The following is a 12912-nucleotide window of genomic DNA, read 5'->3' on the forward strand; positions in this document are numbered from 1 at the left end:
GGAAAACGGTCCCGGGTCGCGCACCTGCGGTGCTTGCCCGGGACGACGACCTGAGCTTCGTCATCCCGGTCAAGGCGCACGCCCAGTGCCGGGACGTCCGCAGGAAGAACGCGCAGGGCGCAACACGCGGCGCTGCTTGCGTCCGATCAGGTGCCCGGAACGGCGCGGTCACGCCGTCTCCACGCCCTCCCAACCCTCCGGCCCCAGCCGCTGCTGCGGGTTGAAGTGGCGCTTGTAGTCCATCTTGCGCGAGCCATCGACCCAATAGCCGAGATAGACGTAAGGCAGGCTGAGGCGGCGGGCCTTGGCGATGTGGTCGAGGATGATGAAGCCGCCGAGCGAGCGCTGGCTCTCGCCGGGATCGTAGAACGAATAGACCATCGACAGCCCGTCGGAGAGCACGTCGGTGAGGCAGACGCCAAGCAGCTGGCCGGTGCCGCGGCCATTGATGGCGGTGTCGGGGCCGCGGCGGCGGTATTCGATCAGCCGGGTGCGGACGTGGCTGTCCTCGATCATCATGGCGTAGTCGAGCACGCTCATGTCGGCCATGCCGCCATTGGGGTGGCGGGCGTCGAGGTAGCTGCGAAACAGCGAATACTGCTCCGCCGTCGGCACCGCCCCCCGCACGTCTCCCACCACGTCGGCATTGCGGCGCATCGCCCGCTTCTGGCTGGCGGTGGGCACGAAGTCGTCCACCACCACCCGCACCGACACGCAGGCGCGGCACAGCTCGCAGGCCGGGCGGTAGGCGATCGACTGCGAGCGGCGGAAGCCGCCGTGGGTCAGCATGTCATTGAGCGCGGCGGCGCGGTCTCCGACCAGATGCGTGAACACCTTGCGTTCCTCCTTGCCCGGCAGATAGGGGCAGGTGGTCGGCGCGGTCAGATAGAATTGCGGGGTATCGCGGGGCTGCTGAGTCACGGAGGCTCACCGATCGAACCACAAGCAAGGGTCGCAACACGACGTCGATTTGCGCCAGAAGCGCGGCAGGCGGCACGGCGTCGGCGAATTGGACGCATCCGAAACCGGCATCAAGGCCGGCGCGTCGTCGTCCGGTTGCCGAAAACCCCGCCTTCGAACACGGGTGTTCGGCGAAATCTGGTCCGGGATCGCGACGCGATCGTCCGAACTTCGCATCGCTGAAGATTCGTTAGCATGCCTGAGAGTTTGGCGAGGTCAAACGCTTCATCGCGCCGCCGGCCGCAGCGACTTTACGGCAGCTCAACGGCGGATCACCAGTTCCATCGAGCGCGGCACCGTATTGATCATCACCATGCCGCAGATGAAATCGTGCAGCAGCCGCCGGCGGCCGTTGAACAGACCCACCGCCAGCACCAGCGGCGTCAGCGCCGACACCGAAATATAGAGCGCGATCAGATGAACGCAGGCGAGCAGCGGATAGACCTTGGCGCCATACCAGGTGCGCATCTCCAGCCCGTTCATCCGCATGCCGACAGTGGCGGAAAACGGCCCGCCCAGCGTCATCGCGGTATAAAACAGCGCCCATCCCACCGCGATCGGGCCGAGCAGCCACAGCAGCACGAAGCCGAGCCCCAACGTCAACACGCCGAACACGGTGAACACCAGCGACAGCGCGACAATGGGGGCAATAATGATGCAGGCGTCGACCAGAAAGGCGCCGAACCGGCGTTGCAGCACGCCGGCGAACAGCTCGGGCTCGGCCTCGGGCTTATAGGCGTGCGGCCGATTGAAATCGTGCGCCGGCGGGGTGCCGAGCGGGCGGGCGCGATCGGGACGATTGCCGCGGTCGCTGCGGCGGCGAACGGGTCCTGACGGTTCGGAATGGTCCGGCAAAAGGGGCATCAAGGTCTCCGCGGCGGGCGCCGCCCGGCACCGGCCGTCTGCATCGAGAAAATCTTCACCGAGTTGATCGTGACAGCCGATCGCGTCAATTCGCGGGCTTGGTCAGAGCATGGTCGCACCATCGGTCCTTTCTAGTTGCCGCGCGCCCGAGCGGGGTTGCGCCGGATCGGCCATGGATGCGTTCAATTTCTGCAACGGCGGCCGGTTCCCTCGCCCGGCCCGGCACCGGCCGGGTTTTCCGCCGCCCGCCCACCGGCTATGACGGCAGCATCCGCAAGGGAACTGAACCATGACATCGCCCACCCCCCTGTCGCGCTGGCGCCGGCTGCAGGCCGAGACCGACGCCGTTCACCGCGCGCTCGACGCTCGCATCATGGCAGGCGCGCCGTTCCGGGATGCCGGGCGCTACGGCCGCTTTCTGCGGATGCAGCTCGGGTTCTTCCGCGACATCGACGCGCTCTATGGCGATGGCGCGCTTGGCGCCGTGGTGCCCGATCTCGCCGAGCGCCGCCGGCTGGCACTGGCCGAGCAGGACGTCCGCGACCTCAACATCGCGCTGCCGGCGGCCGAGGCGCCGGTGTTCGCCGGCGCCATCGACCCGCCCACCGCGCTGGGCTGGCTCTACGTTGCCGAAGGTGCCGACCTCGGCTCGCCATTCCTGCTCAAGGAAACCGCCAAGATCGGGTTCGACGACAGCTTCGGCGCCCGCCACATGCGCGGCCACCCGGAGGGCCGCGGCAAGCACTGGCACCGCTTCACCGACGCGCTCGACGCCGCAACGCTGACGCCGGAGGAGGACGCCCGCGTCACCGCCGGCGCGTTCGCCGCCTTCGCCCGCGTCACCGCGCTGTTCGAGGCGGCGGGGTTGGCGGACGAAACCTGACGCCACCAATTGGGCACCGGCGAAGCCCTGGCTCCGTCCCGCGCACGGCGAGACCCGGGACATCGTTCCGGGTCGATGTCGCGGTCAGTTCAGCCGGGTCGCCCGGCCATTCTCGACGCCGCCCGCGGTCGGCGGCAGCACCTCGGCGCCGGCGGCGGCCTGACTGCCGTCGGCATGGGCGACATCGGAATGGGCGCCGTCGGCATGGGCGCCGTGCTTGGCTTCCAGCCGGTGGTAGAGCTTGAAGCCGTAGGGCAGCATGGCGAGATAGCCGAGCGTCACCACGATCAGCACCTCCCACGGGAAGCTGACCAGCAGCGCCACGATCAGCACCAGCGCGACCAGCAGCGGCAGCACCCATTCCCGCGGGACCTTGGCGGTTGCCTTCTTGCCGGACAGCGTCGGCACCTGCGACACCATCAAGATGCCGACCGCCACGGTGAGCACCATCGCCAGCGTGTGGACCACGATGCCGTGCGGCAGGCCGAGGAAGGCGAAATACATCGGCAGCATCACCACGATGGCGCCGGCCGGGGCCGGCACGCCGATGAAGAAGTCGCCCTGCCACGCCGGCCGGTTGGGATCCTCCAGCATGACGTTGAAGCGCGCAAGGCGCAGCGCCGCGGCGATGGCGAACAGCAGGCCGGCGATCCAGCCGACGTTCTTGAGGTCGTGCAGCCCCCAGAAATAGAGGATCAGCGCCGGCGCCACGCCGAAATTGACGAAGTCGGCCAGGCTGTCGAGCTCGGCGCCGAACCGCGAGGTGCCCTTGAGCCAGCGGGCGAGCCGGCCGTCGACCCCGTCGAGCACCGCTGCTGCGACGATGGCGCCGGTCGCCCACTCGAAGCGGCCGTCGGCCGCCATGCGAATGGCGGTGAGCCCCAGCCCAACCGTGAACAGCGTCACCAGATTGGGCGCGAGCAGGCGAAGCGGAATGCGGCGAAGGCGGTCGAGCGGCGCCTGCCGGCGTTTGGAATCGAACGAACGAAAGAAGCGCGGCATGGCCGGACCATAGGCCGGCCCCTTCGCGAACGCCAGACGCCCGACCCCCGATTGCGCCCTGCGCGCCAGCCGGGACAGCGCTGCGGCAACGGCGTATTGCCCCGCGGCGGCGCGGGCTCTATATCGTCATTTGACGATAAAGGCGCCGGCAGCGCCCCTCAAAGGACCTTGCTCCCAAGTCGGCCATGCTGAAGCACGACGATTGCCGCCGCGCCGACCAGTTGCGCGCGCTCGCCCATCCGACTCGACTGGCGATCCTGCGGGCGCTGGCCAAGCGCGGCACCTGCCTGTGCGGCGAGTTGGTCGAGTTGACGCCGCTGGCACAATCGACGGTGTCGCAGCACCTCAAGGTGCTGAAGGAAGCCGGGCTGGTGCGGGGCCGAATCGACGGGCCGCGCTCCTGCTACGGCCTCGACCCCGACGCCATCGCCGATCTCGCCGCCGCCCTCGCCGATCTGTTCGCCGAACTCGGCGCTGCGGACGGCCCGCTCTCCCTCCCCGCCGCGGCCACCGCCGCAAACCAGCCGGACCCGGGACCGGCGCTGACGGATTGATGATGCGACCTGCCGACTATGCCGCGCCGCCCGCTTCGGGGCCGCAATCGCCACATCGGCCGCCGAACGGGCGGCCGACCGTTTCGGCGGAGCGCGGGGCGCTGCTCGCGACCGTGGTCAATCTGTGGCCCTACATCTGGCCATCCGACCGCGACGACCTGAAGCGCCGGGTGCTCTACGCCCTGGTGCTGCTGACCGCGGCCAAGCTGGTGACGCTGGTGGTGCCGTTCACCTTCAAGTGGGCGACCGACGCGCTCACCGCTGCCGGGCCGAAGGACGAATCGTGGCTGGCCTGGGTGCTGGCGGCGCCGCTGGCGCTGACGCTGGCGTACGGCCTCAGCCGCATCGTGATGGCGCTGCTGACGCAATGGCGCGACGGCCTGTTCGCCAAGGTCGCCATGAACGCGGTGCGGCGGCTGGCGCTGATCACCTTCCAGCATATGCACGCGCTGTCGCTGCGCTTCCACCTCGAGCGCAAGACCGGCGGCCTGACCCGCGTGCTGGAGCGCGGCCGCGAAGGCATCGAGACCATCGTTCGCATGGTGATGCTGCAGCTCGCCCCGACCGTGATCGAGCTCATGCTGATCCTCGTGGTGATGCTGTGGCAGTTCGACTGGCGCTACGTGGCGATCATCCTGGTCACGGTGGTGCTCTACATGTGGTTCACCTTCGTCGCCACCGAATGGCGCATCGCCATCCGCGCCCGGATGAACCAGAGCGACACCGAGGCCAACACCAAGGCGGTCGATTCGCTGCTCAACTACGAGACGGTGAAGTATTTTTGCGCCGAGGGGCGCGAGACCCAGCGTTACGACCGCTCGATGGAGCGCTACGAGACCGCCAGCATCCAGACCTATACCTCGCTCGCCGTGCTCAATTCAGGCCAGGCCGTGATCTTCACCATGGGCCTGACGGCGATGATGGCGCTGTGTGCGCTGGACATCAAAGCCGGGCGCAACTCGGTCGGCGATTTCGTGATGATCAACGCCATCATGATCCAGCTCTACCAGCCGCTCAACTTCATGGGCATGGTCTATCGCGAGATCAAGCAGGCGGTGATCGACATCGAGACCATGTTCGGCATTCTCGACCGGCCGGCCGAGATCGTCGACCAGCCCGACGCCAAGGCGCTCGAGGTGAGCGAGGGCACGGTGCGGTTCGAGAACGTGGTGTTCGCCTACGATCCGGAGCGGCCGATCCTCAAGGGCGTCGACTTCACCGTGCCGGCCGGCCGCACCGTGGCGGTGGTCGGCCCGTCCGGTGCCGGCAAGTCGACGCTGTCGCGGCTGCTGTTCCGGTTCTACGACGTCTCGGGCGGCCGCATCACCATCGACGGCCAGGACATCCGCTCCGTCAGCCAGACCAGCCTGCGCGCCGCCATCGGCATGGTTCCGCAGGACACCGTGCTGTTCAACGACACCGTGCGTTACAATATCCGTTACGGCCGCTGGGAGGCCAGCGACGCCGAGATCGAGGCGGCGGCGGCGCTGGCGCAGATCGACGACTTCATCCGCTCGACCCCGGACGGCTACGACACCGAGGTCGGCGAGCGCGGCCTCAAGCTGTCCGGCGGCGAGAAGCAGCGCGTCGCCATCGCCCGCACCATCCTGAAGGCGCCGCCGATCCTGGTGCTGGACGAGGCGACCTCCGCACTCGACAGCTACACCGAGAGCGAAATCCAGGAGGCGCTCGAGCGGGTGTCCAAGAACCGCACCACCATCGTCATCGCCCACCGGCTGTCGACGGTGGTCGCCGCCGACGAGATCATCGTGCTGAGTGAGGGCCGCATCATCGAGCGCGGCACCCACGTCGAGCTGCTGGCCAGGAGCGGCTTCTACGCCGGCATGTGGAACCGCCAGAAGGAGGCCGCCGCCGCCCGCGAGACCCTCGCCCACGCCGCCGCCGAGGGGCTGATCTCCAAGCCCGGCGTCCAGCCCGCTGCGATGTAACCTGCGGCGTCGCGGGCGTTCGCGGCGATCCGGTCGCCGCCGTCGCCGAATCCCGCTAGAAGGTGCGCAACGAAAGGGGCGTTCGGTCATTTCATGATCGTCCGGCCCTCCGGATGCCTCGATCCGCTGCGAAGCCTCTTGCGGTGCTTTGACGGATCGCGAACAAGACGCACCATGGTCACATTGCCGGAGCCCGCCTCGCTCATGTCCGTCGTCGCCTCGCTGCGCAAATCCATCCCCGGCATCAATCGCGAAGGTATTCCGTTCGTCGCGGTGTTCGGTATCGTCACGCTCGGTCTGTTCTGGATGTCGACCAGCCTGGGCTGGATCGGCTTCGGCCTCACCATCTGGTGCTTTGCCTTCTTCCGCGACCCCAAGCGGGTGACGCCAGTGCGCGAGGGCCTGCTGGTGGCGCCGGCCGACGGCGTGGTGCAGCGCATCGTCAATGCGGTGCCGCCGCGCGAGCTCGACATCGGCGACGCACCGCGCACCCGCGTCGCCATCTTCATGAACGTGTTCAACTGCCACGTGAACCGAGCGCCGATCTCAGGGCGCATCGAGCGTGTCGCCTACAAACCCGGCGCCTTCCTCAACGCCGACCTCGACAAGGCCAGCGAGGACAACGAGCGCAACGGCATCGTGGTCAAGACCCCGAGCGGCGCCATCATCGGCGTGGTGCAGATCGCCGGGCTGGTGGCGCGACGCATCGTGTGCTGGGTCAAGGAAGGCGAGCAGATCGGCACCGGCGAGCGCTTCGGCATGATCCGGTTCGGCTCGCGCGTCGACGTCTACCTGCCGCCGGGCGCCCGCGTGCTGATCGGCGAGGGCCAGACCACCACGGCCGGCGAGACCCCGATCGCCGACCTCACCGTCCAGCCTGGCCTGGTCCGCGACACCACCTTCCGGGTGAGCTGACGCCGGCGCGCGGCTCTCTACCGACGTTCGCAATGGCCGGGCATCGTCCCGGCCATTGTCATTTGGCCCGCTCGCACCGGCGCCGGCCACGCCGCTTTGACCCAAAGGGCGCGGCCTGATCGGCCGGATTTCGTATCAGTTGGCCACCGGAACAATCGACCCGCCGAACATGAAACCGCCGGTGGTTCCGGGCGAAGCGAAGCTGAGACTCCGAACCCATGATCCGCGACGTTTCCGGCAACGGCAGCGCGAGCGATGCCGCGCAACTAGGGGCAATGCGGACGACGGCGAGCCTCGCGGATCATGGGTCCGATCGCGCGGCTTCGCCGCTTGTCCGGGACGACGGCGCGTTCAGGCTGCCTAAGAGGCAGCCAAATTGCGATGAAATAACCGGCAGCCATCTCCACTGTCGAAACCCGTCCCCGACTGGCCGAATTCCTCGCGCTCTGAGCAAATCGTTAGGATTAACCATCGCTTAACCATCGCGATACACATTCCCGTTACGTCCGGTCGGCTAGCCTCAGCGACGATTGTCGCCTTCGTCACGGACCGGGCCGGTACCTTGCGGCTCTCCGGCGACGGCGCACGCCGCGAGGGACACGACAGGTCATGAAACTCAATCTGAAGATCGGGCAGAAGCTCAGCGTCAGCGCCGGGCTCGGCATCGTGCTGGTGCTGGCGCTGGTGGCGTTGTCGCGGTTCGCGACCGACTCGATCCACCACGCCGCGGTGTCGCTCACCGGCAACACCGCCATGTTCGAGGCGGCGCTGCGGGCGCAGATGGACTGGCGCGACGCCCGCATCGCCTTCCGCGACGCCCGGCTGGCGACCACGCCCGAGGCGCTCGACCGCGCCATCAAAGCCGGCGACGACACCGGCAAGGCCCTCACCGGCCGGTTCGAGGTCATCGCCGCGCAGACCTCGAACGACGCCGACAAGGCCAAGGCCACCAAGGCGCGCGACCTCGCCGCCTCCTACGCCTTGTACCTGAACGAGGCGCTGCAGGCCGAAGGCCGCCGCCAGCAGGCCCGCCAGCGCCTGGTCGAACTCGGCGCGAACTGGGACGAAACCATCGCCAAGCTGCGCGCGGCGGTTCAGGAGCGCTCGGCCGACCTTCTGGTGCTGGTCGAGCGGCTGGACGGCCACGCCTCCGAGGCGCGCGCGGCGATCTGGGCGTTCCACGCCAGCGAGGACGTCCAGCAGAAGGCCAAGGTGGCGCGGGTGGTGGCGGACTCCTCGCCGATCCTGAAGGAACTCGGCGACAGCGTGTCGAACGCCTCCGCCCTCATCACCAAGCTTGCCGGCCTCGTCACCCGCTTTCCCACCGCCATGAGCAGCGCCATGGACGCGGTGGCGGCGCGCAACTCCGCCAATGGCAGCGCCGAGCCGGTGCGGGCGGAGCTTGGCAAGCTGCTCGCCGAGTTCACCGACACCGCCAACCGCCAGAATGTCGCCCTGACCGACGGCGTCGAGACCGCCATCGCCAAAGCCGAGACCAGCGGCCTCACCCTCGGCGCCCTCGCCGTTGCGGCGATGCTCGGCGCGGCAGTGTTCGGCTTCGTCGGCGTCGGCAATCCGGTTCGCCGCATCGCCGCCGTGCTCGAACGGCTGGCGAACGGCGACAAGACCGTCGACATCCCCTTCACCCGGCGCGGCGACGAGGTCGGCGACACCGCCCGTGCCGCCCAGGTGTTCAAGGACAATCTGGTGCGGATGGACCTGCTCGACGCCGAGCGCCTGGAAGCCGAAGCCCGCGCCGAGGCCGAGAAGAAGCAGGCGATGCACGAGCTCGCCACCTCGTTCGAGAGCGCGGTCGGCGGCATCATCGGCGCGGTGTCGAGCGCGGCGACCCAGTTGCAGGGCGCAGCGCAGACCATGTCGGCGGCCGCCGATGAGACCAACCACCAGTCGAGCGCGGTCGCGGCGGCGTCGGAGGAAGCCACCTCCAACGTCCAGACCGTGGCCTCGGCGGCCGAGGAGCTGTCGGCGTCGGTGTCGGAGATCGGCCGGCGGGTCAACGAATCCGCCCGCATCGCCGCCGAGGCGGCCAAGGACGCCGACGCCACCGCCGGCAAGGTCGCCCGGCTGTCGCAGGCGGCGCAGAAGATCGGCGACATCGTCGGGCTGATTTCGACCATCGCCGGCCAGACCAACCTGCTCGCCCTCAACGCCACCATCGAGGCGGCACGGGCGGGCGACGCCGGCCGCGGCTTTGCGGTGGTGGCCTCGGAGGTCAAGTCGCTGGCCGACCAGACCGCCAAGGCGACCGCGGAAATCTCGGCGCAGATCGAGGAGATCCAGTCCTCGACCGCGGAATCGGCCACCGCCATCGGCCAGATCACCGAGATCATCCGCCAGATGAACGAGATCGCCACCACCATCGCTTCCGCGGTGGAGCAGCAGGGTGCCGCGACGACCGAAATTGCCCGCAACGTCCAGCAGGCGTCGAGCGGCACCGCCGAGGTGTCGAGCAACATCGTCGGGGTGACGCGGGCGGCGTCGGAATCGTCGGCGGCCTCCACCCAGGTGCTGGCGTCGGCGGGCGAGCTGGCGATGCAGTCCGGCGTGCTCAAGGCCGAGGTCACCAAGTTCCTCGCCATGGTGCGGGCGGCCTGATCCGGTTTCCCGATGATCACGCCGTGATCGGAAACAACCTCGCCGAACCATCCATGGCCGGGCCTTGGCCCGGCCATGCCGCCGGCCCCGGCGTCCTCAGCCGCTACGCCATCAGCCGGAACGGAATGCCGGAGATCAGCGCCTCGACATAACGCGGCTTCTGGTAATAGCCGTTGAGCGAGACGCGGTGGAGACCGGTCGGCCGCTCGAGCGGGCCCAGCGGCAGCACGCCGGGCTGGGTGGTCACCGCCACCGCGAAGCCGGCACTGGCGGTCGCGGCGATTTCGCGGTCGCCGACCGCGCTGGACCAGCCATAGGGATAGGAGAACGACCGCGGCCGGCGGCCGACCATCGCCTCGACCGCGCGCGTCGAGTCCGCGATCTCCTCCTCTAGGCGCGCCGCGGTGACGCGCTTCAGATTGACGTGCGTCACGGTATGGGCGCCGAAATGCACCAGCGGGTCGGCGGCAAGCGCGCGCAGCTCGTCCTCCGCCATCACCAGATCCGCAACGATGGCGTCGGCATCAATGCCGTGGGCGGCGGCGGCCCGGTCGAGGCGCCGCACCGCCTCGTCCTCGTCGATCGACTGGACCAAGCGCGCCAACCGCTCGAACGCGGCAAACCTCTCGGCCACGGTGGCGGTGGTCACCACCTCGGCGCCGGCGCCGAAATCGAACCGGAACGACCGGCCGTTGCCGGCCAGCGCGGCGGCGGTCTCCCACCAGATGGTGCGGATGCGGGCGGTGAAGCCGGAGGTGACGAAGATGGTGTAGGGCACGCCGAATTTCCGGAACACCGGCGCGGCGAACTCGGCATTGTTGCGGTAGCCGTCATCGAGCGTGAAGGCGACGAACTTGCGCGTCTCGGCGGGATCGGCCAGCAGCGCCGGCAGGTCGTGGAGATGAACCGCCGTCAGGCCATGCGTCAGCGCCACGCCGATCGCCTGTTCGAGAAACGCCGGCGTCACCGCGAGAATGGCGTTGGGGTCGAACCTGGACGGCGTTTCCGGCCGCACGTGGTGGAGCGTGAACACCACGCCCCGGCCGGCCGCCGCCGGCATCAGCCGGCCGAGGCGGGACAGCGCAACCGCCTCGAGCCCGACGCGGATGATCTGGTATTTCAGGACGCGTTTGGCCGATTGAAGAGCACTCATCGCGACGACACGTCCGGAACCGGGCTTTTCTTGAACCATGTTGAAAGGCGCGGGAGCACCCGCCGGGCCAGCACCCGCCACGCCGTCACCGGCACGTCGAACAGCGCCGGCACCGGATCGCGGACGGCGAAGGTCGCCTCCGCGCGCACCCTGGCGAGCGACGCGACATAGTCGGCGACCCGCAGCCGGCCGCTCGCGATGGTCTGGAACGCCGCGACGACGTCGCGCACCAGAAACACCCAGGCGGTGCCCGGCCGCGCCACCGCCGCCGCCGCCTCGCGGCCGTTGGCCGCCGCCCACAGCATCGCGCCGAGGTCGACACCGGCCGCAGCGGCGAGGCCGAACCATGACCACGGCCGCGGATTGACGTCGAGCAGCTTGAGCGAGCCGTCGCGACGGTCGCGCTTGAACTCGACCTCGACCAGCCCGCTGAAGCGGACCGAGCCGAGCACGCCGCGAGCGGCAGCGACCACCTGCGGCTCCTCGACCACCTCCACCAGCGTGCTGGTGAAGCCGAATTCCACCGGATACTGGCGGGCGCGGCGGGCGGTGAACTCGGCGACCGGCTCGCCGTCGCGCCACAGCGCGGCGTAGGAGAACTGGCTCTCCCCGCCACCCGGAATCATCTCCTGGACCACGACGTTGTCGCCGCCGATCTCGCCGGCCGCCGTCGCATAGGCGGCCAGAAACGCCGCCCGGTCGTCGGCGCGCACCACCTTGGCCGCCACGAACGCGCCACCAACGCCGCCCATATGCGGCTTCAGCACCACCGGAAACGTCAGCTCCAGCGCCTCCGCATGGCCAAGCGAGGCAATCTCATAGGTCTGCGGAATGGCAAGGCCGAGCTCGCGGGCGCGGCGATAGAGGAAGGGCTTGTCGCACACCCATTTCAGCGCGTCCCACGATGGCAGCATGATCCGGTAGGCCGCCGACAGCTCCGGCAGCGCCCGCGACACCAGCCGAACCTCGGCGTCGCCGCCGGCAACCAGCAGCGCGCCCGCCAAGCCTTCGCGCCGGGCCAGCTCCAGCAGAGCGTCAACCGCCCGCTCGCTGGCGGCGCCGGGCCAGCGGAAGCGGCGCCGGACGAAGCGCGACCATCCCGGCAGCGGCGAGTCGTTGCTGACGTAAAACACCGGCACGCCGCGGCTGCCAAGGCTGCGGGCGAGCGCCAAGGTGCCGTGGGCGCCGCCCAAGATGACGACGCCCGGACATGTGTCGGAACAACTGCCGTGCTCAGGCCGCAGCAAGACCATGCTCTCCGGACCGGCCGAGGCGACACAGCGCTGTCGAGGTGCCGAGCGCTCCCGTCTGCACAACATGGCGTAGATTCGTGAAGAATCCAGCCGGGCGTCGAGGCCCCGGCATTGCTCCGGTGCAATCTGGCCTGCAATCCGGCGCGCAGCTCTCTGCCGCAAAACCGCTATCGACGTTTGCGGAGACGCTCGAAACCGAGAGCGCACCGGCCGCCGGCACGGCGCAGCAAAAAGGCCGGGCGTGAGCCCGGCCTTTGAACGTCGGTGCGGGTTGGCCGCAGATCAGCGCTTCGAGAACTGGAAGCTGCGGCGGGCTTTCGCGCGGCCGTACTTCTTGCGCTCGACCACGCGGGAGTCGCGGGTCAGGAAGCCGCCCTTCTTCAGCACGGCGCGCAGCTCCGGCTCGAAGTAGGTCAGCGCCTTGGAGATGCCGTGGCGCAGCGCGCCGGCCTGGCCGGACAGGCCGCCGCCGGAGACGGTGCACATCACGTCGTACTGGTCGGCACGGCTGGCGACCTGGAAGGGCTGCTGGATCATCATCCGCAGCACCGGGCGCGCGAAGTAGACATCGAGCACGCGGTCGTTGACGACGATCTTGCCGGAGCCGGGCTTGATCCAAACGCGGGCGACCGCGTTCTTGCGCTTGCCGGTGGCATAGGCGCGGCCCTGGGCATCGACCTTCTTCTCGTAGCGCGGCGCCTCAGCGGCGACGCTGCCCTTCACGCCCTGGAGGTCTTCGAGGGACTGCAGAACCTCGGCCATC

11 protein-coding genes are annotated in these 12912 nt (G+C 69.1%); 5 read left to right on the forward strand and 6 right to left on the reverse strand.

Annotated features, from left to right (window positions below; translation table 11 throughout):
• Positions 1-168 precede the first annotated feature (168 nt).
• Both BVIR_RS10665 and BVIR_RS10670 read right to left on the reverse strand, forming a co-directional pair.
• Entirely contained in the window at positions 169-921 is a 753-nt protein-coding gene (locus tag BVIR_RS10665; protein WP_055037645.1) for an arginyltransferase, read from the reverse strand.
• 300 nt (positions 922-1221) lie between these two features.
• Positions 1222-1824, reverse strand: a complete 603-nt coding sequence (locus tag BVIR_RS10670; RefSeq protein ID WP_082417001.1) for an RDD family protein — start codon at positions 1822-1824, stop codon at positions 1222-1224.
• A gap of 289 nt (positions 1825-2113) precedes the next feature.
• Here BVIR_RS10670 and BVIR_RS10675 point away from each other — a divergent pair, with 289 nt between their 5' ends.
• Positions 2114-2707 (forward strand): biliverdin-producing heme oxygenase, encoded by a 594-nt coding sequence (locus BVIR_RS10675; RefSeq protein WP_055037646.1) that lies wholly within the window; start codon positions 2114-2116, stop codon positions 2705-2707.
• An 84-nt stretch (positions 2708-2791) separates the two neighbouring features.
• On the opposite strand, the gene pssA is transcribed toward BVIR_RS10675, so the two are convergent.
• On the reverse strand, positions 2792-3709 hold the full coding sequence (gene pssA / locus BVIR_RS10680) for a CDP-diacylglycerol--serine O-phosphatidyltransferase (protein WP_055037647.1): 918 nt from the start codon (positions 3707-3709) through the stop codon (positions 2792-2794).
• A gap of 185 nt (positions 3710-3894) precedes the next feature.
• On the opposite strand from pssA, the gene BVIR_RS10685 reads away from it, so the two are divergent.
• The 4 genes from BVIR_RS10685 (at position 3895) to BVIR_RS10700 (ending at position 9743) form a co-directional block, all read left to right on the forward strand.
• Positions 3895-4263 (forward strand): ArsR/SmtB family transcription factor, encoded by a 369-nt coding sequence (locus BVIR_RS10685; RefSeq protein ID WP_082417003.1) that lies wholly within the window; start codon positions 3895-3897, stop codon positions 4261-4263.
• Positions 4263-6212 carry an ABCB family ABC transporter ATP-binding protein/permease gene (locus BVIR_RS10690; protein WP_236823594.1) on the forward strand — a complete coding sequence of 650 codons (1950 nt, stop codon included), beginning with the start codon at positions 4263-4265 and terminating at the stop codon, positions 6210-6212. Before BVIR_RS10685 ends, BVIR_RS10690 begins: the two co-directional genes overlap by 1 nt.
• 204 nt (positions 6213-6416) lie before the next feature.
• Positions 6417-7127, forward strand: a complete 711-nt coding sequence (locus tag BVIR_RS10695) for a phosphatidylserine decarboxylase (RefSeq protein ID WP_055038830.1) — start codon at positions 6417-6419, stop codon at positions 7125-7127.
• A gap of 609 nt (positions 7128-7736) precedes the next feature.
• Positions 7737-9743, forward strand: a complete 2007-nt coding sequence (locus BVIR_RS10700; protein ID WP_055037649.1) for a methyl-accepting chemotaxis protein — start codon at positions 7737-7739, stop codon at positions 9741-9743.
• A gap of 103 nt (positions 9744-9846) precedes the next feature.
• Here the strand turns inward: BVIR_RS10700 and BVIR_RS10705 are convergent, their stop codons facing one another.
• The 3 genes from BVIR_RS10705 to rpsI form a co-directional block, all read right to left on the reverse strand.
• The gene (locus tag BVIR_RS10705; RefSeq protein ID WP_055037650.1) at positions 9847-10896 is read right to left on the reverse strand and encodes a polysaccharide deacetylase family protein; all 1050 of its coding nucleotides are present in this window, start codon (positions 10894-10896) and stop codon (positions 9847-9849) included.
• Entirely contained in the window at positions 10893-12143 is a 1251-nt protein-coding gene (locus BVIR_RS10710) for a carboxylate--amine ligase (RefSeq protein WP_236823595.1), read from the reverse strand. Before BVIR_RS10710 ends, BVIR_RS10705 begins: the two co-directional genes overlap by 4 nt.
• Before the next feature lie 288 nt (positions 12144-12431).
• Positions 12432-12911, reverse strand: coding sequence for a 30S ribosomal protein S9 (rpsI, locus tag BVIR_RS10715; protein ID WP_055037652.1), 480 nt, complete (start codon positions 12909-12911; stop codon positions 12432-12434).
• Between the last annotated feature and the right edge of the window lies 1 nt (position 12912).

Origin of the sequence: Blastochloris viridis, assembly GCF_001402875.1 — a bacterium.
Classification (GTDB): domain Bacteria; phylum Pseudomonadota; class Alphaproteobacteria; order Rhizobiales; family Xanthobacteraceae; genus Blastochloris; species Blastochloris viridis.

Coding starts and splice junctions, on each gene's coding strand:
- pssA (WP_055037647.1), bottom strand. CDS start 3,709: ATGCCGCGCTTCTTTCGTTCGTTCGATTCCAAACGCCGGCAGGCGCCG.
- BVIR_RS10690 (WP_236823594.1), top strand. CDS start 4,263: ATGATGCGACCTGCCGACTATGCCGCGCCGCCCGCTTCGGGGCCGCAA.
- BVIR_RS10705 (WP_055037650.1), bottom strand. CDS start 10,896: ATGAGTGCTCTTCAATCGGCCAAACGCGTCCTGAAATACCAGATCATC.
- BVIR_RS10675 (WP_055037646.1), top strand. CDS start 2,114: ATGACATCGCCCACCCCCCTGTCGCGCTGGCGCCGGCTGCAGGCCGAG.
- BVIR_RS10670 (WP_082417001.1), bottom strand. CDS start 1,824: ATGCCCCTTTTGCCGGACCATTCCGAACCGTCAGGACCCGTTCGCCGC.
- BVIR_RS10695 (WP_055038830.1), top strand. CDS start 6,417: ATGTCCGTCGTCGCCTCGCTGCGCAAATCCATCCCCGGCATCAATCGC.
- BVIR_RS10700 (WP_055037649.1), top strand. CDS start 7,737: ATGAAACTCAATCTGAAGATCGGGCAGAAGCTCAGCGTCAGCGCCGGG.
- rpsI (WP_055037652.1), bottom strand. CDS start 12,911: ATGGCCGAGGTTCTGCAGTCCCTCGAAGACCTCCAGGGCGTGAAGGGC.
- BVIR_RS10685 (WP_082417003.1), top strand. CDS start 3,895: ATGCTGAAGCACGACGATTGCCGCCGCGCCGACCAGTTGCGCGCGCTC.